Genomic DNA, 22,267 nt, shown 5'->3' on the forward strand with positions numbered 1-22,267 from the left:
GTTTGGCTAGGACGGGGGTGGTTATGAAAGGACATGGGTTTTGACGAGAAGATCTAACTAATAAAAAGGTCCACTCACATTTTCGTGAATGGACCTTTACTTGATTAATCTTTACTTAATTTAAATTCTTCTATTAAACTATTAAGCTGTTCGCTTGAAGTGTTCAGCTCTTCAGCGGAGTTTGCTAGCGATTGTAATGCGTTTGTCTGTTCATCAATTGTTGCGCTTATTTCTTCATTAGATGCTGCTGTTTCTTGAGTGTTTGAAGTGATTGATTCAACAGATGATACAACGCGGTCTTTGTATTGGCTCATGTCTTGAATGGCTTGTACGTTTTGTTCAACGCTTTTCGTAATGTTATTTACGGCAGAACCAATATCATTGAATACTTGTACGGTTGAGTCTACGATTTCATTCTGTGAATCTGTTGTTGTTTTAGCTTCATTCATCTGATTGATTGCCTGGTTTGATTGGTTTTTTACATCTTCTATGATCTTGTGAATCTCCTCAGTTGATTGAGAGGATTGTTCAGCTAGTTTTCTCACTTCATCAGCCACTACAGCAAAACCTTTTCCATCCTCGCCAGCACGTGCAGCTTCTATTGATGCATTAAGAGCAAGCAAGTTCGTCTGTTCAGAAATAGCGTTAATCGTATGGATGAAATCACTAATTTTTTGGATTTGGTTGTTAAGTTCTTGAACAACACCTTCTGCTTGTTCGAATTGTTGTTTGGACTCTGATGAATAAGAAGCAAGCTGGTTCATTTGATTTAGCCCTTTTTGATTAACAGAATCAGCCTCTGTTGCTAATTCATTCATCGTTTCACTACTACTAGATATAGATTCAATTTGATCACTTAAATGGTTCATTTGATCAGACATCGCCTCTAAGCTTTCAGCAGATTGCTGTGCACCACTTGCGATTTGATCCATTGTTCCTTGAATCTCTTCATTAGAGGCTGTTGTTTCTTCAGAGACGGCACTAAAGTTTTCAGCTGATGAACGAATGATATCTGCTGATTCATGTGTGCGCATTATTAAGTGTTTCATGTTACTAACCATTTTATTAAAATGCTCATATAATAAGCCGATTTCATCATTTGATTGATGTTTTGCTTCCACAGTTAAGTTTCCGTTTGCGACTTCATCCATTTTCTCACGTAATGATGTAATAGGTTTCGCAATTCGGTTACTAAATAAGTAAATTCCACCGCCTAATAACAATATAACGATTAAACCAATGATGAGTTGTTGAATTAACAGCTCGTTTAATGATGCGTACACTTCATCTTCGGGTACTGCTATACCAACTGTCCAACCAGTACTTGGAACTTGCGCGAAATAGATTTGGTTTGTACCATTATTCAGGTCAACTGAAAATTGTCCTTCTTCATTTTGTAATAGCTCTTCACTATTGTTTGAAAATGAATCAATCTCATCAATCGACGCTTCCATAACTAATGCTTCATCTTCATGGGCAATAATTTGACCGGTATTATCAAAGCTAAATGCCCATCCTGTTTCGTACACTTGAATGTCTGAGATGAGATTTTGAATTTGGGTTAAATCAATATCTGCTGAGATCACTCCGTTAAAGTTGCCTGTTTGATCTTCAAATGCTACAGAAGTTGTCACCATGGTAATATCTGAAGCCTCATCATAATACGGATCTCCCCATACTGCCCCATCAAGACCTTCTGCTTGTTGGTACCACTCCCAGCTTGGATAGTCGTAATCAGGGTCTTCATATACATCCGTATAAATAGTTGACCCGTCCTCCTCATAAACATAAGGTCCAACGTATTCAATGTCTTCATCATAAGCAAATGGTTCAAACCAAATGCCAGAGCCATATGTATCTTGGTTTGTTACAATATTTCGTTCTAGAAGGTCTATGTAATCACCTTGTTCGATTGAATCTCCAGTAGCCGATACGAAACTTGCAGTTGATTCAGCTAACTGTTCGTGACTGGCAAACCGTTCTTCGATTTGACTAACTGAACGATCTTGTAAATTGGTGATTCTATGTTCAATTTCCTCATCAAGCTGTCCTTTAGAGATGTTATAGGAAAAAATCATGAATAAAGCTAGTCCGATAAATGTTAAAGGAAGAAACATGAGTAACATTTTACGTTTTAAGCTAGAATTTCCTTTCATACATACCCTCCTGTTAATTTTGTTCAAAATAAATTTAACACTTTGGGTTGGTTGTGTCAAAAAAGCATGAAATTTGTCGGGTGTCGGTAGTCTTATGATATGAGAGCGTAACAACAAAAAATCCATCTTTCGTCAGGGTTAATTCCAACGAAAGACGGATTATATAAGATAAACTCGTCTGAGCGCCGACAAAAGTTCCTGAGCGCTGATAAAAAAGTCTGAACGCTGATAAAAGTTCCTGGGCGCTGATAAATATGTCTGAAGACCGATAAAGATATCCGCTCGGGTAACTTCTCATCTTACACAAGGCATCAAATCAAATGTTCGTACACTTCACCCTTTTGTCTAAAGACTCTATTGATTCTTCTTCATTTTCGTCATATCAGTCATTTGTTTCCAGATCGAGCCTTGAGCAGCTTCACCTTCTTGAATGCGTGAAAGTGCCATTTTTGCTTGCATGCGCACTTCGAATTCTGGGTCTTCTAGTGCTTTTTCTAAAGCTGGGATTGCTGATTCATCACCATATTCATATAAAAACATAGCTGCACGCCAGCGGACGATACGGCTTTTGTCTTTTAGGGATTCAGTCATATTTGGAATGGCATCAGTAAAACCTAAGTCTGATAAACAGTCACCAGCTGTGCGTCTTACGGTAACGGTTTTGTCTTTTAAGGCTTTATATAAAAAGGGAAGGGTTTCTCGGTCTTCAACCATTCCTAAGTAAGCTGTTGCTAAGCGTCGAATAGACATTTTTGCATCATCTAATGCTTTTCCTAGTAAAGGTAATTCATCAATAGTTGGATCAGGCATTCTATCTAACGCTTTATAACGCGCTTTCCAGTCTTCTTGTTCTAGCTTGTCTACTGTTAATGGTTCAAGTATTTTGGCTTGGTTTGTATCAGATTGGCCTTCAGCTAAAGCTAAATTTACTAATGCATTCAGGCGTTTCTCATCATAAGTAGCTTCAACTTCATCAACAACATCTCGTCCGATTTCTAAAGCCTCTCCGTAACGTGGGTCTTGTTCAATCCACGCGCGCTCCATCAGCATGTTCGTCGACTCTTTTGACGCTTCCATTGCAGCATCTGTAAAGCGTTGAGGTAGTCCAAATCGTTTTTCTTCCTCTTGCTCTTCTAATTTCACCTGCATTGGAATTCCTTTAAACATTTGAATAAACACTTTAACTTCACCAAAATTGTCTTCATCGGATTGCCTAGAAGCACTCGGGCTTTCAGATGTAACATCGTCAGAAGCACCCATGACTTCTTTAACTTTTGGTAAAATGTCTTCCCATTCCACTTTGGGGTCGCGTTCTAATGCAATAAAATCGATAACACGGTACAATTCTTTGACGCCACTGATTTCAAATAATTGACGTACATATTCAGGTGCAGAACTCAGGTCATCGTTTTGGGCATAGTTTTCTGTTTCCATTTCAGGTAGTCGTTCATTAACATTTATTTTCATTGAATAAGGGCTTGGCGTTGGTTCGATCGATATAATCTTCATAACGGTCCTCCTCAATTAACTTTGCTACATTTATCTTATCATAATCTTATATTTCTTTACGAAACTCCCACAAATATCAGCATATAATGGAAAAGTATAAACATATAATTTTCATAGAACGGGTATATTATCAATAAAAAGGAAACGCGCCTTGCTTTTCTAAGTCGCGAGTAATATCTCATGGGATGAAATTGGAGATCGAATAGGGATTACTTCTTATTTTATAAAATAGCGGGGGAATAGTTGATGAATCAACCATATCCATTTAATTCAATTGGCAATATTATAGCAGTAAGTCTACTTACACTTTATTTATTGTACATGTTTTTCTTTCAAACACACTGGTTTTGGGTGGTTGTATTTGTAGGTGGCGTTATATACGCCGTTTATGAATTGAAACAATGGGTGAAAGAGCCAAAAGACGAGCGAGATTTATATTTAATATATGGCTTACTCATTTTTAGCGTTGCTTTATTCGGGTATTCGTTTTTTAGTTTATTATTGAACAACATCCTTGGATAAAGTTAAATTCAACCAATATCTCAACAAATTTATGCCAGTTGCACAATTATATTGTGTGACTGTTTTTTTATATGGTACTATTACGAGGTTGCATTAAAATAAAATGAGAAAAAAGGTGTTAATTAATGAAAGGTTTAATATATTCAATCGTTTTCTATGTATTAGGTGTGTTAACGCTATCATTTGGTGTTACGATGCTCATCCTTTCTGACTTAGGTATTGGTGCATGGGATGCGCTATTTTATGCATTATATGAATTGATAGGATTTACTGTTGGTACTTGGATCTTCATCGTTGGTATTTTGCTTATCATTTTAAATAAATTTTTATTACAAAGCCGCTTTGATTATTCAGCGATTTTAACGATCTTTTTAATCGGCGTATTTATAGATTTTTGGTTATTAGTTGTATTTGAGGGCGTAATAATTACAGACATGGCAGCTCGTGTTGGATTATTAGGTTTAGGAGTAATTGGAATGGGTACTGGAATAGGTATGTATTTGCAACTTAATTTCGCGCGTAATCCTATTGATAACCTTATGATGGCAGTACATTACCGAACAGGGCTAAGTATGGCTGTATCAAAGTCAGGGCTAGAGTTTGTTGTATTAGTAATTGCATTTGTTCTAGGTGGACCGATTGGAATTGGAACAATCATCGTAGCATTTGGTATTGGACCAATTGTACAGTTTACTTTCAATAAAATAGCTAAATTTAAATCAATGCTTACTGGAGAAATACATACTGAATCTTAACCTTACTAGGGTAGATAAAAGTGAACAGTAATAACCATTTCAAAACGTAACTAAAATGTCAGTATATATTGACATGAGTTTATTTTTTCATCGATATCATAAAAAGCTCGCCGTAAGTTGGCGAGCTTTTTAAATTAAAACCGTTCAATCATTGTTGAAAATATGTAACCAACACCAAGTCCAATTGCTGAGTAAATGGCCATAACTTGCCCAATTGAAAAGAACACTGGGCGATTTAAGTCGACTAAGGCTAAAAAAAGCATGATCACACTCATCACTAGAAGCGGCCCAAACACAAATACATAAATCTCAATTCTTGTATAACTACGCACTTGAACAACCCGCAAAATAAGAGCTAGTAATACCGTTACAATCAGTAGAATAAAATAATGTAAAAAGCCCAAATAATCAGCCCCTGTGCTTCTAGCTTAAGTGCCACTATTCAATCATACGCAGACAAGGGTTAAAATATTATCGTTTTACCATTTTGCCTCGTGCGCTTCTGTCCAACCTAAAAGATTAGTAAATTCAATTTCATCGCCTTCATGTAGTTGAACACTCCCTGAATAGTTTCCAATTAATTGACGCATGTTAGATTGAACGACCCCGGCATTCTTCGTGGCAACTCGTTCGTAAAACGGTTCGAATAATAGTTTCACTCTTCTTGATTGAGGCGTTTGAATGACCCATGGTTTCATATAGTTGTGGCGATCATATACCCAATCGATTTCTTCACTTACCTTATGAAGCCGTCCATCAACGATCATTCCATTTTCAGTTTGACCGGTTCCCTCTGTCCATCCGCCCCCTAGATTAATTCCAATCCGTGTATCACCGATGAACCCTGAAGCAGCACCCCAATTCCATGTCGAATGATAAGGCCACTTACCACGACCAAAGTCTAAAGTAGCAAAAGCATTAATTGGTTGGAATGAATAACGCCGAGCTGCCCATTTGACCTCACCACGTACGGGTAGGGCGAGTTGTTTTGATGTGTATTGAAATCGTTTAGAGCTCCAAGGAATCACAACATTTAACGAGTCAAAATCAGGGACGCGATCAACTAATAAATGGGCCTCTAACGGTTTACCTTCATGGAAATTCGCCCAGTGGACATAGATCTTTGTCGCATCTTCCATTTCGATAAATTCTATTCTCACCCCATTCTTCTCAAAATACACAGACTCCCAAACGTTATCAGGCATGATCGTTCCTCGACTAAATGGCATCACAATCGTTTGTTCTTTGAAATTTAACGTCTCTAAATCTAACATATACACAAATACAGCCGATGCGTAATCAAGGTTAGAAATCGTAACTGAAAATAATGCCTCATCGCTAGTAAAGCACCAATAGTTCCATTTCTTCTTCCTTAAAAAGCTTCCGGCTACGTTACAAGAAGTTAAAGGCGTGCGAGACCACCCAACACTTTCATGATTCAGTTTTCCTTTTCGGTCACATAATTGAACCGGAGTTATAATTTCTTCAGCCACCATGAACATACCTCCAAAAAACTATTACTATAGGTATACGATTTTTAGGTGATAAAATCCTATGTATTTAGAAAATTGTGTTACCATGGTGGAAATAAGTGACTTAGTTTGTGAGGGAGAGGTTGAATGACTCGCGCAAGAAAGTTTGCTCAATTAATATTAGCTTTCCTTTTGTTGATCTTTCCATATTTGTTTGAAATGGAGCTTCATGCACCCATCCTTTATTACATAGTGATTATACCAGTGGTGCTGTTCATAGTGGTGGCTATTATTTTTGATGATTATTTTGAAGGTAAAAGGAAGCAGATCTGGTACAAAATCCGGAAGTGGAAGAAGTGGCAAGGTCTTTTATGGTATAGTGTCTTAAATATTTTTTTCGTTAAAATAATAACCTTCCTGTTTCAGTACATAATCGATGGTGTGACACCTACAATGATCTTTGTCGAAGCTTCAATTCAGGCAATGCTATTTTTATCGATTTTTATATTGTTACTGTCTTTTGTTATTGGAGTTCTGACCTATTCTAGAAATGGTGAGAAATATGGTTATAAAACGTTTGATGAGGCTATGAATAAATAAGAGGTGATTGATATGTTAGATCGAATACAAGTAAAACAAGAATTGAGTAGTTTAGCCATTGCGTCACTCGTAATCGGTGTTGTTGCTATTGTAGGGTTATTGTCATTTACGTTAATAGGCATTGCATTGTCTGTAATCGGTGTTATTTTTGGAGTTTTTGCTATTGGAATGATCCGTAAAAGTGATAAATCTGGACTAGGTTTAGCAAGGGCTGGTTTGATTTGCAGTTTAGTTGCCTTAGCTGTACCTGTAAGTATGATGGCTTATTTAATGTTAGTGAATTGAAAAAAGCCCTTTCTCTCCGTTACGATTGCTAAGTAATCTTGGTATAATAGGGTTCATGGAATAGTAGAGAGGGAGATGACATGAGGGTTCAAGTAGGTCTGATTGTGGCGTTGTTAGGCTTTATTTTCCTATCTGCTTGTGAAGAGCAGGAACCATCATCAGAACCAATTGGAGAAATTGAAGAAGTAGAGGAAAGTCAGCTAGAACAAAGAGAAGAAGTTGAAGAGGATTCAGTCGTTGAAAATGGATCAGCAGAAGAAGTTGAAGTGGATTCAGTCGATGAAAATGGATCAGAAGAAGAATCAGAAAACAGTGAGGAATCCCTTCAAAGTCAGCTAGAAGTATATTACTTTGATGTTGGTCAAGCAGACTCGACGTTATTGAAATACGAGCATGAGGAAGATTTGTATCGGATCTTAATTGATACAGGTGACTGGATTAGTAGTGATGTCACTTATTACTTAAATGACTTAGAAATTGATGTGATTGACCTTGTCATTGGCACCCATATTCACGCTGATCATATTGGACAAATGGATGAAGTGATTGAGAATTTTGAAGTCGATGAAGTATGGATGACAGGTAATGAAGGAACCTCAGAAACATATGAACAGGCTATTACTGCTATTGAAACGAGTGATGTCGATTATCATGAACCACGTAAAGGAGAGGAGTATGACATTGGTCCTTTAGAAGTGGATGTTGTTCACCCTAATGAGTTAACAGGTGACTATAATGAAGACTCCATTTCGACTAAAATGACTTATGGTGATGTGTCGTTTTTATTCACAGGTGATGCTGAAGAGGGCGCGGAAGCTTCTATGCTACAAGCTGGTCATGAATTAGATGCAGATGTGTTAAAGTTGGGTCACCATGGGTCCAGCTCATCTACAGGGTCTCAATTTTTAGAAGCGGTAGACCCTAATATAGCTATTTATTCAGCAGGAGCTAACAATAGCTATGGCCATCCTCACTCAGAAGTCGTTGAACGAGTTAAGAATGCTAATATTGATTTATATGGAACAGATGTCCATGGAACTGTAACTGTGACAACAGATGGGGAAGACCTTAATGTTGAAACACAACATAATGGAACAATAGAAGTAGAGAACACTGAGGAACAAGAGACAAACGAGACTGAAGAAGAAGCTGCTAACTCTGATTCTAAAGAGGGTTGTGTTGACCTTAACTCAGCTTCAACTGATGAGCTACAAGCGATTATTCATATTGGTCCAGAGCGAGCTCAAGAAATAATGGATTTACGACCATTTGATTCAGTATCAGAATTGACACGCGTACATGGCATTGGTGATGGCCGTTTAGGTGATATTAAGTCAGAGGGTGTAGCATGTGTCGGAGGTTGAAGATGATCAAATATGAAGGTGTACTTGATGAGATTGTCGATGGACAAACAGCAACCATTCTAATTGAATCAACGAATAAAACATTTCACATTTCTGCATTTGACCTGCCAGAGGGAGCCCGCGAAGGAGATTGGCTAAATGTAGAAGTTGAAGATGGTGAGGTTGTTCAATTAACGATTAACCAACAGAAAACAGCTGAGCAAAAACAATCTGTTAAGAAGCGCGTAGACCGATTAAGACGAGGTAGTAATGGTAGTAAATTTAAAAGAAAATAAAGGGGATTATGAAAATGTATGGTTTTTATAATAACTTGTCTACAGAAGTATATGATCTTGATAAACCAGTCGGTCATTCATTTGGTGATGTTGAATATTATTTGGACCGTTTAAAAGACGTTGAAGGGAAAGTCTTAGAACCTGCTGTTGGAACTGGGCGTGTAATGATTCCATTGATTGAAGCAGGTTTTAAGGTAGAAGGTATGGATCTATCATCAGACATGCTTGATTTGTGTAAAGACCATTGTGAAGCTCGGGGCATTCCAACCCGTCTGTTTAAAGGAAGCATGCACACGCTATCAATTGAAGAACAATATGAGGCCATTATCTTACCCGCTGGATCTTTTTTATTAATGGAGGATCGTGATCAAGCTCATCAAGCGTTAGGGAACTTTTATAAACACCTCAAGCCTGGTGGAAGATTAATTTTAGATATATTTTTAACAACAGATTTTGATACTGGAAGAGTTAAAACGCGTGAATGGCAAACACTAGATGGTGATTTAATTACACTAGAAGAAAAGCTAACAGAAGTTGATTATGTTAAGCAGTTAACAGTTGCCCACCACAAATACGAAAAGTGGCACAACCAGCAGTTAGTCGAAGCGGAAATCGAGCGCTTTCCACTAAAGTGGTATGGTGTAGAAGAATTTCGGATGATGCTAGAAACGACAGGGTTTAAAGACATTGTAATCAGTGCTAATTATCAATATGATAGAAAGCCAACTGAATCAGGACAAATGATGACATATGAAGCAAAGAAAGTGTAAATTCTTGCACGATTAGCTGTCACCATTATAATGAAATCAACCAAGCTGTTAACGGAGGAATTAATATATGAAATTAAGTGGCAAAGCAATTGTTGGAATATTGTTCGGTATTGTGATTGTGATGGGGTTTTTAATCTACTTTTTATTTAACTATATTGAAAATCGTGGTTTAGTAGATGAGTCGATGAATTGGGTGAATGTGATGGTTCAAAAATAGAGAATGATTTAGGTTAAGACATCGCATTAGGCGGTGTTTTTTCATGTGGTTAACTGAGGTGGTGTTAAGGTGGTTCTCCCATGGGTGTTCATCCGACAATAACGCCGTTTCGTTCGACAATAAGTGAGGCTCGTTCGGCAATAACTCCGTTTCGTCCGGCAATTAAGCGGAAAATGATCAAATTAATAATTTCACAAAATGATTCCTTCGCAAGTCGAAGTTTTTCTGATATCATTATATATTAGTGCACTTAATAATAGAAAGAAGGAATATAATGTCTATAGAAGACCAACATGAAAGGGAAAATGTTAAGCGCGTTCCATTAATGATTGTCCTTATATCAGGGGCATTTGTTGCGATCTTAAACCAGACCCTTCTAGGGACGGCTTTACCACATATAATGACAGACTTACAAATAGATGAGGCTACAGCACAGTGGCTTCAGTCGATCTTCATGCTTGTAAATGGTGTAATGATTCCAGTTACGGCTTTTTTAATTGGCCGGTTTACAACGCGAGCTCTATTTTTAACGGCGATCGGATCATTTACAGTTGGAACATTAGTTTGTGCAATTGCGCCTAACTTTGAGGTGCTTTTAGGAGGAAGAGTGCTACAAGCAGCTGGTGCTGGTATTATTTTACCTCTGATGCAAACAATTATTTTCCTTGTATTTCCAATTGAAAAGCGCGGATCAATTATGGGACTGTTTGGACTTGTTATTGCTTTCGCTCCCGCTATTGGACCGACATTATCAGGATGGTTAGTTGAGCAGTTTGTATGGCGCAGTCTCTTCTGGGTTGTACTGCCAATTGCAATTATTGATATCATTGTCGCTTATTTCATATTAAAGAATGTGACGAAGCGTGATTTTCCAAAATTAGATATACTATCGATCATATTATCAACTCTTGGTTTTGGCGGGTTATTATATGGGTTTAGTGTAGCTGGTAACCTTGGCTGGACACATCCAGAAGTATTTGTGTCTATGGTGATTGGTGCAATTACTTTAGTCATCTTTATTGATCGACAATTTAAATTAAAGCAACCTATACTAGAGTTTCGAATCTTTAAGTATAAGATCTTCACCATCTCAACCGCGATTGGGATGACAGCATTCTTCTCAATGATTGGTGGAGCAATTGTTTTACCAATTATGATGCAGAATATGCTTGGTTTTACAGCATTCGAAGCCGGCTTAATGTTAATGCCTGGTGCAATTTTAATGGGAATTATGAATCCAATTACAGGGCGAATGTTTGATAAATTCGGGCCGAAATGGTTGCTGTATGTTGGTCTGACGCTCACGACAGTGACGACATTTATGTTTTCGGTTTTAACACCTGAGACGACATTCACCTATTTAGCAACCGTCAACGCATTTAGAATGCTTGGCATCGCAATGGTACTCATGCCAGTCACAACAGCAGGCTTAAATGTTTTACCAGAAAAGTTAATCTCTCACGGGTCCGCGATGAACAACACGTTAAGACAAATGTCAGGAGCTATTAGTACAGCACTAATGGTTACGATCATGCTAACGTTAGCTATACCAGGTGAAGGTGTACAAGGAGAATTGCAGGGCGTGAATGCCTCTTTCTTCTTAGCTGGGGTCTTCTCGTTATTAGGTTTAATCTTAGCCTTTTTCATGACTAGAATAAGTGAAAAAGAAGATCAAGATTTAGTGAAATGATTACGGGTTGGTTTGATTGGTTAAGGGGTTCAGTTCAGGTAGAAATAATACACGCGTAATAATAGAAAATCCGAACGATTCATTTTAAATGAATTGTTCGGATTTTTGTGTTACGAGCGCTGATAAAAGCATACGAACACTGATAAAAAGTCCCGACCGCTGATAAAAGTATCGCCTTCATAAAATCGATTAGGGTCTCCCCAGAAATCTCGTATTATTTACACTTGATCAAATTCCACCTCAGTTGGCATAACCCAGACGACTTCTTGCATACGAATGAAAAAGTATTTCCCACTTACTGCCATAGTGATATGATCTGGACTCGTTTCAATAAGGGTGCCTCGCTTTGAACCTTGTGTCGTTTGGACGACGACATTTAAACCGTCAAGTCCCTGAAGTGTGTAAAACATAAACGGCTCTATTAAATTAAGTGATAATAATCCGACCTCTTGCTCTTCTTGTCTAGCCATTGTTGTGTAATCGTGTTGCATCATATCATTTGGGTAACCATAATACATTAAAAAATCCCCCTTAAACATATGCTGATCTAGTTTATGACGGCACACGCCTAGGGGTGAAACAGAAGTCTACCATAGAGGCTCTTCTTTATTAGATAACGACAGGAATTTTGGCGTTAATAAGAAGTAAATGACAAGAAGTAAGGTTACAATAAGAAGCCCTAATAAAAATTGTACGTCGAGTACGATATTTAATAATGGAATTAAGATGAAATACGCTGGCACCATGATCATTTGCATGGCCCAATAACTATTTTGTGAATAATATTGGTGGTGCTTACAATGCTCACAGGTCATTTTTCTTCGGAATTTTAGTATTTGTTTTAAGGAACCTTTATAAGACCATGTATTTTCGCAATGCTGGCAAATAGCCATAATATCACCTCATTACAATTTTATTCAAATTCAATGTCAGAATTCATTGACATGACTTGTTTTGTGAATAAACTCTTGTTGGCTGGTGAAATTCTTATAACACGATGGTCGAACCCATATGTAATTTCTAAACGTGTCACTGATAAAGCTGGTGACAATTTCAAACTACGAATTAAACGGATTTTTTCAATGTCTTGAATGGCGATCCTTTTCTTAAATGGTCCGTATCTGATGATCACTTGTCCTTCATCTACGCGGTAATGGACAGTGAACCAAAACCAAACGACGGAAATTAAGAGAAGGATGCTTAAAATAATGATAAATAAATCATAATTGATGATAGAATAAACGACGATAAAACCAGTAATTCCGAATAACAGAATCGCGACCCAGACGTCTTTTTTCGTTGGATAATCCATGTGATGACCCCCTTCTTACAATAATTTTACAGCATTAGGCTGTTTGTTTCATCTATTTTGAAAGAATTGTAGACTAACAAGCATATACTTTAAGTAAATAATCTAAATTAGTGAATGGAATAAAGGAGCCCGTGAACGTTTTACAAAGGTTCTTAAACATTATAATATAAGTATGCAAGGAAACTTGAGGTGATAAAATGACTTGTCATAAATGTGGAAATCAATTATTTGTTAATGATCAGTTTTGTTCTAGATGTGGTGAACGAGTGAAATCAAATATAAGTGACAATCAAAGTCAATCAACTGTTATTAATGACGAACAACCTAAAAGGAGTAAGAGTGCAATTCTCGCATTGATTCTTTCAGCTTTAGTTGTAGGTTTAGGGCAACTTTATGCTGGGCAAGGGTTGAAAGGGATTGTTCTATTTGGGGTGTGGATTTTAGCATCCATTGTAACAGTTGGCATGGCGACATTTGTTATTTGGGTGATTAACCTTATTGATGCTTATCGTATTGCGAAGAAAGTGGATCAAGGTAAGCATGTTGATGAGTGGGAATTTTTCTAAAGGTTTTTAGTTCCAAAGGGAAAATAATCTTTCACTATTCAGGGAGCTACCTTTTACGCTTCCGCTTTGAACGTGCAGGTAAAATGTTAATGATATCAATCTCGTAATCATTTTCGTAAACGGCATAAAAATAATTTAACATTAGGTGGAGGTTTTTTCCATGTGTAAAACAGCGTAAACCTTAAAAGGCCCCCTGACCGATCATCTTTCCGGCATATGGACAAGGAAGTTAACAGTATGGCACCCTTCTCAAGGATATTCAAGTTCATGCGTAGAAGAAACTTTGGAATTGGCTTATCTAAAACTTATCCCCTTTTAAGTTTTTAGGCAAAGCCCCGAGTTAAAGAATTGTTAAGTCCGTTAGAATTTACTTTGGCTCTACTATTTTGGTAGGGCTTTTATTTTTACCTTCTCTGAAATAACAGTTTATGGTATTATGCCTATAATTAATATTGTGAAGGAGTAGTTTATGAATAATCCGAAGAAATTATTTTTCCATGATTTTAACAAGGCGTTTGTTACAGGTGATTATGATTTTGTGTTTGAAAATGTAACAGACCATATTATATGGACAATCGTCGGTGAGGAACAAATTAATGGTAAAGACGAATTAAAAGAAAAATTTAATGCCAATAATGGGACTGAACATAGTATCAACCGTGTCATTACACATGGTATTGAAGCAGTTGTGGAAGGTACATATACTAATGAGGACGGGAAAAGGTATCAGTTTAGTGAAATTTATAAATTAAACAAACATAAGAACGGTCTGATTAGAGAGATTACTTCATATATCATCGAAATTCAATCAAACGTTTGATTGAAAACGAGAAAGGGGCAACATGACTATGATTGAGCTACTTATTATTATTATATCGTTTATCATTTTTATCGTTTTGTTACAAAGGATAGTCCGAAAGTTAATGGGATTGGATACGAGTTGGCAAGCTATTTTTCAAGGGAGAGATCCATATGTGAATGACAGGCACCGTAAACTAAACCAAATCTTCGTATTAATTGGGATCTCGTTGCTTATTGGGCACTATGTCTTATTTGATTTTGATCATTTAACTTATATAATTCTGATTGCTTTTGTATTGATCTTTAGAAGCTTAGATATCATCATGTTCTGGAAGCATCGACCAGAAGAAAAAGTTCATTGGATCATGATTGTCAATACTGTTGTCATTCTAGGCTTTTTTAGTTTCCTACTCGTTATAGCTAATTCAGGAGTTGTTTAATCAAACGTTTGATTAATTAGAATTGAGGGATTGGATGGAGCCAGTAAGCATTGTTTATATCATTCTAGTATTTTTATTTTCGTTGTTGCTGCTACAGTACTTGATTAGAAAGTGTCTAGGTGTAGAAGCTAATGCAAATGCTATTTTAAACAGTAAAGAAAAGTGTATTAATCAAACGCATGGGCGAGTAAGTAAAGGGGTCGCCATTATTAGTCTAAGCTTATTTGCTATTTACCATTTTGCCTTTCCGAACCCGCTTCTATTAGCAGTAGCGGCACTAACTATTGTATGGTACAGAGTGGTAGATATCGTCATGCATTGGATCTACCGGCGTGAAGAGAAGGTCCATATCATTATGGTTATTAACAGTGTTGTCATAGTTGGATTTGTGTTTCTTTTTCTAGAGGTAATCAGTCTTTGATGTGAGGAGTCTAGTTGATGGTTGAGTTAATCCCACTTTTTCTTATTTTATTAAATATGGGTGCGATCGTTTTTATCGTGGAGAGAATTTTGCGTTCTAATTTAGACATCCCAAAGGTAAAAAGACCAATCGAGGATCGTTTTTTAAATATGGCGCATGGTTGTTTATCACCATTCTCTCAGGTGTTGGTTCAGTTGCTATTGTGATTCTGTCAGATAACTTAACAATCTTTTTACTTTGGATTATAGGTTTACATGTTATGATTTATAGTTTAGAAGGGGCTATGGAATGGTGGCATGATCGAGAGAAACGGGAGTATATTGTAATCTGGTCATTGTCAGCAGTCATGATTGCCTTATTAACGGTGTTCTACTACACTGAATTCTTTGACTTAGTTCCAGAGCAAGTTTAGATTCAAAAATAAGCCATGCGAAGTACAGACACTTTGCATGGCTTATTTTCGGTATAGATCATATAAAATCATCTCAATCTCATGGACATAACGATGACTATGTGGAATTTCTCGTAAATTTGAAAGCATTCCTTTTATAACGGGTTTTCTAGGTTGTTTTCGGTCAAGCTCTTCAAAAATAACGTCAATTGAGACTTGATAATCACTTTCCTTTGATCCCCCTTGGATGAGTTGTTCTAGTTTTAACAGACGTGTTTCAATCTCTTCTCGAAAAGATACGCCTTTATGCTGAGCCTTTTTTAATAATTGACGAATTTGGAAGTCATTTAAAAAAGGGTCTTCGCATTTTGATTGAATCCCTCTAACAAGGTCGTCCATCCGATTCATCACGAAATACATTAATCGCTTAATGTCATAAAGTGTTTCAGAGACGATCGCGACTTGAAGGTAAGAACGAATCACCCCATCTAACATGATAGATAAGTCATAAATATACGGGCTAATTTGTTCACCATAAATCTGTTTTAAACTAGATGCATAGAATTGGTGTACTTCTGCGTGCTTTTCTCTAATGACTTCGCGAATGGACTCACTTAAGTACCCCCCTTGTTCATAAGGAAGCGTCATAAACTCACGATGCTCCATCACACTCTCGAAAAAAGTCGTTAACTGTTGAGTGAAGGTATCGCGTGGGTCCTTAAAGTCTCCATTCATCGACTCAACCTGTTGAATGACTTGGTCGAAATAGTAGTCTAGAGCGGCAATTAACAACTCATCCTTCGATTTAAAATGAACATACATCGACCCTTTAGCAATCCCGCTCTCATCAGCGATTTCTTTAATTGAAGTAGATGAAAATCCTTTATGTGAAAAGAGCTTAATCGCATTTTCTAAAATGATCGTCTCTTTGTTATTCATGATTTTTCAGCCTTTCTTCGTGTTGCAAAAAGTCATGGAAGGTTTGAAACAATCGATTCGGGCTGTTTTCAATATTTTTTAAATAGCGATCAATCGCATGCTCGGGAATAATCTCGCTTTTCTTTATACGACTCTTCACATACTCTAAGCTCGTTTGATGAAGAGACTTGTTATTATGGACAGACTCTTTAAAAAGAGCCATGCCAATTGCTCCGATTAATGCCAAACCACCAATTACTAAGGCACTATCACTTGTTAAAGACATGGAAGATATAACGAAAAACAGATTAAAAACCGAAATCGCAATGAGTGGAAATGCAATAAACGAATAGATCATACTGCGTTTCATGAATGGTGAAACTTGCGACTGCATGTGATCAAACTCATTCTTTACATAAGTTGAAGCATCTTTAGGTGTAAATAGATTCATAATCGATTCACTCCTTTATCGTCGACTTTTAGCAATCATAATAAATTTAACCAACTGTAAGACAGCCATTAGCGTACTAGCGACATAAGTAAGTGCTGCAGCATTCAATACTTTACTGACACCACTGACTTCATTATTTGAAATCATGCCGAGTTTAACTAGCTGATCTTTAGCCCGGCTACTAGCATTGAACTCAACTGGCAATGTTACGACTTGGAATAGTACAGCAGCGGAGAATAGAATAATCCCGATTGTAATTAGGTTAAACATCTCTAAGAAAATACCACCAATTAATAACATAGGTGCAAGCTGCGAACCGAAATTAGCTACAGGGAAAATCTTATGACGTAGCACTAACATCGAATAGTTAGAGGCATCCTGAATCGCGTGCCCCACTTCATGCGCTGCAACAGACAACGACGAAATTGAATTACCATTATAAACGGGATCTGATAACCGCACCGTTTTCGCCCGAGGGTCATAGTGATCAGACAGTGTACCACTTTTAGAACGTTCAATCTTGACATCGTGCAACCCTTCTTGATCAAGAATCTGCCTTGCCACTTGCGCCCCATTCATACCAGCAGACGCTTGCACTTTCGACCACTTCTCAAAATTTCCTTTAACCTTTGACTGCGCCCACATAGCTAGACCGAGAGCTGCAAATATTAATATATCCATTGGGTGGAAAAACATCGTTTCCTCGTCCTTTCATAATTAGAGTGACCATTCAGTCAAAAAAATGACTAACTGGTCATAATGCTATTTTATAAGAAAAAGAACTACTTATTCAATCAAAAAGTTTGTGAACTATACTTAGTATAGTCAACAAAATCCCCTTCTAACGGTACGAGAGGCTCAAAGAAGTGCCCGAGAGGCTCAAAAACCGGTTCAAGAAGCTCAAAGAAGTGCTCGAGAGGCTCAAAAATCGGTTCAAGAGGCTCAAAGAAGTGCCCGAGAGGCTCAAAAACCGGTTCAAGAAGCTCAAAGAAGTGCTCGAGAGGCTCAAAAACCGGTTCGAGAAGCTCAAAGAAGTGTTCGAGAGGCTCAAAAACCGGTTCGAGAAGTTCATAGAATTACCCATGAGGCTTGTAGAATCATCATTTGAAGTAAGAGAGTTTATATAGGAAAATACTAGTGACTAATTGTTGCTAGTGATAGAATGTACAAAGGTAGTTAAGGAATTTGAGCGATTCTCTCACGCAGACGTGATGAAAGCCTTATGAATAACTTTAAAATGCAGCAAAAGTTAATGAATATGTAAGGAGGGCTCCTTATGATTGTGTATGAGGCGACTAAGGATGAGTTTTTGGGTGACGTTTTTAATGATGATCTCGTGCCGAATATCATTAATAATTATTCAAAAAAAGTCGGTAAAATAAATGAAGCAGAGGTTCGATCGTGGGATAATTCTATGCAATACATGTATCGTGTACTAACTGATCCTACTATTCCTGAAAATGCAGGCGTGGCGATTGAGTTTAAGATCCCTTACACATCAAAACGTGTTGACTTTTTAATAACAGGTAAAAAAGAAGATGAAGATTCGGTTGTAATTGTGGAGTTAAAACAATGGGATCAGGTTGAAAAGGTTGAGGGGAAAGAGGCTATTGTGAAGACTTTCTTCCGTCATGGCTTGAGGGAAACTACCCATCCTTCTTATCAGGCATGGTCTTATGCTTCTTTAATAAAAGATTATAATGAGAACGTTCAAGAAGATTCTATTGAGATGTACCCTTGTGCATACTTACATAATTACTTAAAACATGATGATGATCCACTAACCGACAGCTATTATAGCTTTTATATTGATCAAGCTCCTGTTTTTGTTAAAGGTGAAGCGGCTAAGCTACGCGATTTTATAAAAAGGCATGTTCAATACGGGGATGATAAGGAAAACATTTATAAAATTGAAAGTGGAAAAATTCGCCCTTCAAAATCTCTTCAGGATTCATTAAATAGTATGCTTCAAGGAAATGAAGAGTTCACCATGATTGATGAGCAAAAAGTAGTATATGAAACAGCACTAGAATTAGCTAATAAAGCTTCTCGTACTAATTCGAAACAAGTTCTTGTAGTAGAGGGTGGTCCTGGTACAGGGAAATCAGTTTTAGCGATAAATTTATTAGTAGAACTAACGAAGCGGAATATGGTGAGTCAATATGTCACGAAAAATGCAACACCTCGCCATGTCTATTCAACAAAGCTTAAGAAAGACTTTAGAAAAACACATATAGATAATCTATTTAAAGGCTCTGGTAGTTATGTAGACACACCTAAAGATGAATTTGATGTTTTAGTTGTTGATGAGGCTCACCGTCTTAATGAAAAATCAGGTTTGTTCCAAAATCTTGGTGAAAATCAGATGAAAGAAATTATTCAATCATCAAAACTCTCAATCTTTTTCATTGATGAACACCAACGCGTTACATTAAAGGATATTGGTGGAACAGAGCAAATTAAACGTTTTGCACGAGGATTAGATGGTGAAGTCCATACAACACAGCTACAATCACAATTCAGGTGTAACGGTTCAGATGGTTATCTAGCTTGGTTAGATGATGTCTTACAAATAAGGGAAACAGCTAATAGTGATTCTATAGGAAGGGATTATGACTTTCGTATATATCGCGATCCCAACGACATGCGTCAAGAAGTAGAACGGTTAAACAATATTAATAATAAATCTAGAATGTTAGCGGGCTATTGCTGGGAGTGGGAAAAAGACAAGCGCGATGACACTAATCATTTTGATATTCAGATACCAGAATACAACTTTAATATTAGTTGGAACTTAGGCAACACACAAACCTGGGCTATAGATGATACATCAGTTAATGAAGCAGGCTGTATTCATACATGTCAAGGATTAGAATTTGATTATGTTGGGGTAATTATTGGTGAAGACCTAGTATTTCGAGATGGGGAAGTACAAACGGATTACACCAAACGCGCTAAAACAGATCAGTCTTTACGTGGGATCAAAAAGAGAATGAAAGAAAATCCTGAAGACGCACATAAAATTGCCGATGATATTATTCGAAACACTTATAGAACACTTATGACGCGGGGCCAGAAAGGTTGTTTTGTTTACTGTGTTGACGAGGAATTAGCTGAGTATTTATCGCAGCGGTTAAACAGCACCTATCAATTAAGCGATGAATCGTTATTAGCAGCTGAAGAACAGAGGGGATACTAAATTAGTCGAAAGGGAGGAGTAATTGTGCAATTAACTAAGTTTAGTGTATCAAATTTCAAGGTATTTAAAGACAAGTTTGAAATTGACTTTAATAATGATTCTATTGCAATTTTGACTGGAAGAAACAATACTGGGAAGTCTACAATTCTTGAAGCAATATATAGGTTTTTTCAAACAGAATCAAAACCTAAAACTATCTCAAGTGATAGTTTTTCTGACAAGCGTAAAGAGATTATTATGCACGCTACGTTCCAAGAAGATGATGGTATATATCAAATTACTAAGAAGTATAGTATAGAATCAGCTCCAAAATTTTATAAGGACGATAAAGAAATAAAAAAGAATCATTCATTCAGAGAGAAATTTGAAGAAATCATAGAAAATAAGCCTTTCTATATTACTCCTTCAATGTTACCTGATGATATAAACAACTTAATTCAAGAAATTTATGCAGAGATTCTCAAAGGTGATTTGGAGAATTTGGAGAGAATTGAAAACATGGATGAAGAAACTGAAGAGGATGAAGGAATAGTTGAATTAGCTAGGGAATATTCTGGTTTAAAAAAGGCTTACCCACTTTTTCTTAAGAAGTTAAAGGAACAAACTGATGAAGTTCTAATTGATATTAGCTCAGCGGTATCAAGTGATCTGAATAGTTTGTTCTCAACTAATAGCTTGTCTTTAAATGTTATAGGAGGAGAAAGCGAAGGGTTTTCATCTAGCGAAATATTAAAATCAACAAATTCTAGTGTAAATATAGACAAGGATAGTAAAACGGGTATGCCACTTTCTAATCAAGGTACAGGTTTGCAAAGAATGAGCTTGATTTATTTAATTCAAAATATGATTTCAAAACAACTTATGGGCGGGAGTAGAAATAAGCTTTTACTAATTGATGAACCGGAGGCATTTTTACACCCAGAAGCAGTAAGAGCGCTTAGTAGATCGTTATATGAAATCGGAGAGGAAATGCCATTAATGGTCTCAACACATTCACCTATTTTAATTAACCTCTCAGAAAATCATACATCCATTCAAGTATTTAGAGTAGGTGAAAATGAAGCTATTCAATTATATCAATCACACACTGAACAGTTTGATGAAAATGATATTAAAAACATGAGGATACTTAATTATGTTGACTCATATATAAATGAATTTTTCTTTTCAGAAAATATAGTAATTGTTGAGGGAGATACGGAATACATTGCTTTTAATCATTATTCCCAACTAACTAACAAAAATTTACACATAATAAGAGCAAGAGGCAAGTCAACAATTTGTACTCTAATGAAAATATTGAACCAATTTAATTCTAGATATACTGTGTTACATGATATTGATAATAAGGAAAGCTATTCTTTGCCGACATTAAAATCTCAGTTAACTAACTGCAAAAATATTTATCAACTTAAGGGAGAGAACGTTGATATAATTACTTCTATAAATAATTTTGAAACTGCAATTGGTATAGGGGAAGTAAAGGGCAAAGACAAAACTAGAACGATATATGAAATTATAAATGATGAAAAAGGTGAGTATTCTGAAGCTAAGCAGAAAGTAGAGAACTTATTTAATTGCATTGTCTCGAATAATGTTGGAGAAATAGAAAATTCGGGAGGCTTTCGTTATATCAGTGGTGAAGAAGAGTATGAACAGCTTTTCAAACCATTATTAGAAGTATCTATACAAAAAGCAGATGTTGAAGATGAAGTAGCGGTTACTAATAATAGATTGTTCGAATAAAGAGGACTAACTCAGCGTTAATCCTCTTTTTCATTCTCTTTCTTTACCTCACTAACCCAACTTCTAAGTGGTTGGTTTGATTCGTTTGTTGGATCTTGCTCCCCAATAGAGTGACTGATTTTTTCGTTCATTGTGTGGAGTAGTCTAATGACTTCAGCAAAGCCGATGAAAAGCATTCCTGTTATAAATGCTTGGAGAATGATGAGTAGGCCGGTTAGTGCGTGATCAATCATGACGACACTTCCAATGATCACGCCAATTAGGAAGATGGCATACCCAATAATTTTAATGATCTTGGCGATGTCATTTTGTGTATGTTCCACCCTCTATTCCCCCTTTCATATAATTACCTTCACCACCATGTTACCACTTAATACCAAATTAAAGTACGGTTTAGACAACATTTC

Annotated in this window: 27 protein-coding genes and 1 pseudogene; 17 read left to right on the forward strand and 11 right to left on the reverse strand. The window is 36.7% G+C overall.

What is annotated here, in order from left to right; translation table 11 throughout:
• Nucleotides 1–104 precede the first annotated feature (104 nt).
• Both ABDZ63_RS01000 and ABDZ63_RS01005 read right to left on the reverse strand, forming a co-directional pair.
• Nucleotides 105–2,156: a methyl-accepting chemotaxis protein gene (locus ABDZ63_RS01000; protein ID WP_343781184.1), complete on the reverse strand. Its 2,052-nt coding sequence runs from the start codon at nt 2,154–2,156 to the stop codon at nt 105–107.
• Between the two features lie 354 nt (nt 2,157–2,510).
• Nucleotides 2,511–3,665: a conserved virulence factor C family protein gene (locus tag ABDZ63_RS01005; protein WP_343781185.1), complete on the reverse strand. Its 1,155-nt coding sequence runs from the start codon at nt 3,663–3,665 to the stop codon at nt 2,511–2,513.
• A gap of 246 nt (nt 3,666–3,911) precedes the next feature.
• Between ABDZ63_RS01005 and ABDZ63_RS01010 the strand changes: the two genes are divergently transcribed.
• Nucleotides 3,912–4,187 carry a hypothetical protein gene (locus tag ABDZ63_RS01010; RefSeq protein WP_343781186.1) on the forward strand — a complete coding sequence of 92 codons (276 nt, stop codon included), beginning with the start codon at nt 3,912–3,914 and terminating at the stop codon, nt 4,185–4,187.
• Nucleotides 4,188–4,312: 125 nt separating this feature from the next.
• Nucleotides 4,313–4,942 carry a YczE/YyaS/YitT family protein gene (locus tag ABDZ63_RS01015; protein WP_343781189.1) on the forward strand — a complete coding sequence of 210 codons (630 nt, stop codon included), beginning with the start codon at nt 4,313–4,315 and terminating at the stop codon, nt 4,940–4,942.
• Between the two features lie 134 nt (nt 4,943–5,076).
• Here ABDZ63_RS01015 and ABDZ63_RS01020 read toward each other — a convergent pair whose 3' ends face one another.
• Together ABDZ63_RS01020 and ABDZ63_RS01025 are read right to left on the reverse strand one after the other, a co-directional pair.
• Entirely contained in the window at nt 5,077–5,346 is a 270-nt protein-coding gene (locus ABDZ63_RS01020) for a hypothetical protein (RefSeq protein WP_343781191.1), read from the reverse strand.
• A gap of 75 nt (nt 5,347–5,421) precedes the next feature.
• Nucleotides 5,422–6,438, reverse strand: a complete 1,017-nt coding sequence (locus ABDZ63_RS01025; protein ID WP_343781192.1) for a DUF2804 domain-containing protein — start codon at nt 6,436–6,438, stop codon at nt 5,422–5,424.
• A 123-nt stretch (nt 6,439–6,561) separates the two neighbouring features.
• On the opposite strand from ABDZ63_RS01025, the gene ABDZ63_RS01030 reads away from it, so the two are divergent.
• From ABDZ63_RS01030 to ABDZ63_RS01060, 7 genes are all read left to right on the forward strand, one after another.
• Nucleotides 6,562–7,014: a hypothetical protein gene (locus tag ABDZ63_RS01030; RefSeq protein ID WP_343781194.1), complete on the forward strand. Its 453-nt coding sequence runs from the start codon at nt 6,562–6,564 to the stop codon at nt 7,012–7,014.
• Nucleotides 7,015–7,026: 12 nt separating this feature from the next.
• A complete protein-coding gene (locus ABDZ63_RS01035) occupies nt 7,027–7,299 on the forward strand; it encodes a DUF4190 domain-containing protein (RefSeq protein WP_343781195.1) in 273 nt (90 codons plus the stop codon).
• Nucleotides 7,300–7,379: 80 nt separating this feature from the next.
• Nucleotides 7,380–8,663: an MBL fold metallo-hydrolase gene (locus ABDZ63_RS01040; protein WP_343781196.1), complete on the forward strand. Its 1,284-nt coding sequence runs from the start codon at nt 7,380–7,382 to the stop codon at nt 8,661–8,663.
• A gap of 2 nt (nt 8,664–8,665) precedes the next feature.
• Nucleotides 8,666–8,938, forward strand: coding sequence for a DUF3006 domain-containing protein (locus tag ABDZ63_RS01045; RefSeq protein WP_343781198.1), 273 nt, complete (start codon nt 8,666–8,668; stop codon nt 8,936–8,938).
• Nucleotides 8,939–8,952: 14 nt separating this feature from the next.
• Nucleotides 8,953–9,708 (forward strand): class I SAM-dependent methyltransferase, encoded by a 756-nt coding sequence (locus tag ABDZ63_RS01050; RefSeq protein WP_343781199.1) that lies wholly within the window; start codon nt 8,953–8,955, stop codon nt 9,706–9,708.
• Nucleotides 9,709–9,775: 67 nt separating this feature from the next.
• Nucleotides 9,776–9,925, forward strand: coding sequence for a hypothetical protein (locus ABDZ63_RS01055; protein WP_343781201.1), 150 nt, complete (start codon nt 9,776–9,778; stop codon nt 9,923–9,925).
• 274 nt (nt 9,926–10,199) lie between these two features.
• Nucleotides 10,200–11,615 (forward strand): DHA2 family efflux MFS transporter permease subunit, encoded by a 1,416-nt coding sequence (locus ABDZ63_RS01060; protein WP_343781203.1) that lies wholly within the window; start codon nt 10,200–10,202, stop codon nt 11,613–11,615.
• A gap of 218 nt (nt 11,616–11,833) precedes the next feature.
• On the opposite strand, the gene ABDZ63_RS01065 is transcribed toward ABDZ63_RS01060, so the two are convergent.
• The 3 genes from ABDZ63_RS01065 to ABDZ63_RS01075 all read right to left on the reverse strand — a co-directional run bounded on the left by ABDZ63_RS01065 (nt 11,834) and on the right by ABDZ63_RS01075 (nt 12,927).
• On the reverse strand, nt 11,834–12,133 hold the full coding sequence (locus ABDZ63_RS01065; RefSeq protein WP_343781204.1) for a DUF2642 domain-containing protein: 300 nt from the start codon (nt 12,131–12,133) through the stop codon (nt 11,834–11,836).
• 69 nt (nt 12,134–12,202) lie between these two features.
• Nucleotides 12,203–12,508 (reverse strand): TIGR04104 family putative zinc finger protein, encoded by a 306-nt coding sequence (locus ABDZ63_RS01070; RefSeq protein ID WP_343781205.1) that lies wholly within the window; start codon nt 12,506–12,508, stop codon nt 12,203–12,205.
• Nucleotides 12,509–12,528: 20 nt separating this feature from the next.
• Nucleotides 12,529–12,927 carry a PH domain-containing protein gene (locus ABDZ63_RS01075; protein WP_343781206.1) on the reverse strand — a complete coding sequence of 133 codons (399 nt, stop codon included), beginning with the start codon at nt 12,925–12,927 and terminating at the stop codon, nt 12,529–12,531.
• Nucleotides 12,928–13,124: 197 nt separating this feature from the next.
• Here ABDZ63_RS01075 and ABDZ63_RS01080 point away from each other — a divergent pair, with 197 nt between their 5' ends.
• From ABDZ63_RS01080 to ABDZ63_RS01100, 5 genes and pseudogenes are all read left to right on the forward strand, one after another.
• Complete coding sequence (locus ABDZ63_RS01080) at nt 13,125–13,493, forward strand: zinc ribbon domain-containing protein (protein ID WP_343781208.1); 369 nt, start codon at nt 13,125–13,127, stop codon at nt 13,491–13,493.
• A 469-nt stretch (nt 13,494–13,962) separates the two neighbouring features.
• On the forward strand, nt 13,963–14,313 hold the full coding sequence (locus tag ABDZ63_RS01085; RefSeq protein WP_343781210.1) for a nuclear transport factor 2 family protein: 351 nt from the start codon (nt 13,963–13,965) through the stop codon (nt 14,311–14,313).
• Nucleotides 14,314–14,341: 28 nt separating this feature from the next.
• On the forward strand, nt 14,342–14,734 hold the full coding sequence (locus tag ABDZ63_RS01090; protein WP_343781211.1) for a hypothetical protein: 393 nt from the start codon (nt 14,342–14,344) through the stop codon (nt 14,732–14,734).
• A 22-nt stretch (nt 14,735–14,756) separates the two neighbouring features.
• Complete coding sequence (locus tag ABDZ63_RS01095) at nt 14,757–15,155, forward strand: DUF4181 domain-containing protein (RefSeq protein ID WP_343781213.1); 399 nt, start codon at nt 14,757–14,759, stop codon at nt 15,153–15,155.
• A 127-nt stretch (nt 15,156–15,282) separates the two neighbouring features.
• Nucleotides 15,283–15,567, forward strand: a pseudogene (locus ABDZ63_RS01100) (hypothetical protein); the annotation flags it as partial.
• Between the two features lie 42 nt (nt 15,568–15,609).
• Here ABDZ63_RS01100 and ABDZ63_RS01105 read toward each other — a convergent pair.
• The 3 genes from ABDZ63_RS01105 to ABDZ63_RS01115 are packed head-to-tail and all read right to left on the reverse strand — an operon-like array spanning nt 15,610 to nt 17,611.
• Nucleotides 15,610–16,485, reverse strand: coding sequence for a TetR/AcrR family transcriptional regulator (locus ABDZ63_RS01105; protein ID WP_343781215.1), 876 nt, complete (start codon nt 16,483–16,485; stop codon nt 15,610–15,612).
• Nucleotides 16,478–16,915 (reverse strand): DUF5392 family protein, encoded by a 438-nt coding sequence (locus ABDZ63_RS01110; protein WP_343781216.1) that lies wholly within the window; start codon nt 16,913–16,915, stop codon nt 16,478–16,480. The genes ABDZ63_RS01105 and ABDZ63_RS01110 overlap by 8 nt, the downstream gene beginning before the upstream one ends.
• 15 nt (nt 16,916–16,930) lie before the next feature.
• Nucleotides 16,931–17,611, reverse strand: a complete 681-nt coding sequence (locus ABDZ63_RS01115) for a zinc metallopeptidase (protein ID WP_343781218.1) — start codon at nt 17,609–17,611, stop codon at nt 16,931–16,933.
• Nucleotides 17,612–17,781: 170 nt separating this feature from the next.
• Between ABDZ63_RS01115 and ABDZ63_RS01120 the strand changes: the two genes are divergently transcribed.
• The 3 genes from ABDZ63_RS01120 (at nt 17,782) to ABDZ63_RS01130 (ending at nt 21,860) form a co-directional block, all read left to right on the forward strand.
• Entirely contained in the window at nt 17,782–18,042 is a 261-nt protein-coding gene (locus tag ABDZ63_RS01120; protein ID WP_343781219.1) for a hypothetical protein, read from the forward strand.
• 149 nt (nt 18,043–18,191) lie between these two features.
• Nucleotides 18,192–20,114 carry a DNA/RNA helicase domain-containing protein gene (locus ABDZ63_RS01125; RefSeq protein ID WP_343781221.1) on the forward strand — a complete coding sequence of 641 codons (1,923 nt, stop codon included), beginning with the start codon at nt 18,192–18,194 and terminating at the stop codon, nt 20,112–20,114.
• Between the two features lie 24 nt (nt 20,115–20,138).
• Entirely contained in the window at nt 20,139–21,860 is a 1,722-nt protein-coding gene (locus ABDZ63_RS01130) for an ATP-dependent nuclease (protein WP_343781222.1), read from the forward strand.
• Nucleotides 21,861–21,877: 17 nt separating this feature from the next.
• On the opposite strand, the gene ABDZ63_RS01135 is transcribed toward ABDZ63_RS01130, so the two are convergent.
• Complete coding sequence (locus ABDZ63_RS01135) at nt 21,878–22,183, reverse strand: hypothetical protein (protein WP_343781224.1); 306 nt, start codon at nt 22,181–22,183, stop codon at nt 21,878–21,880.
• Nucleotides 22,184–22,267: the final 84 nt, after the last annotated feature.

Source organism: Alkalibacillus silvisoli, from assembly GCF_039521975.1.
GTDB classification, from domain to species: Bacteria; Bacillota; Bacilli; order Bacillales; family Alkalibacillaceae; genus Alkalibacillus; species Alkalibacillus silvisoli.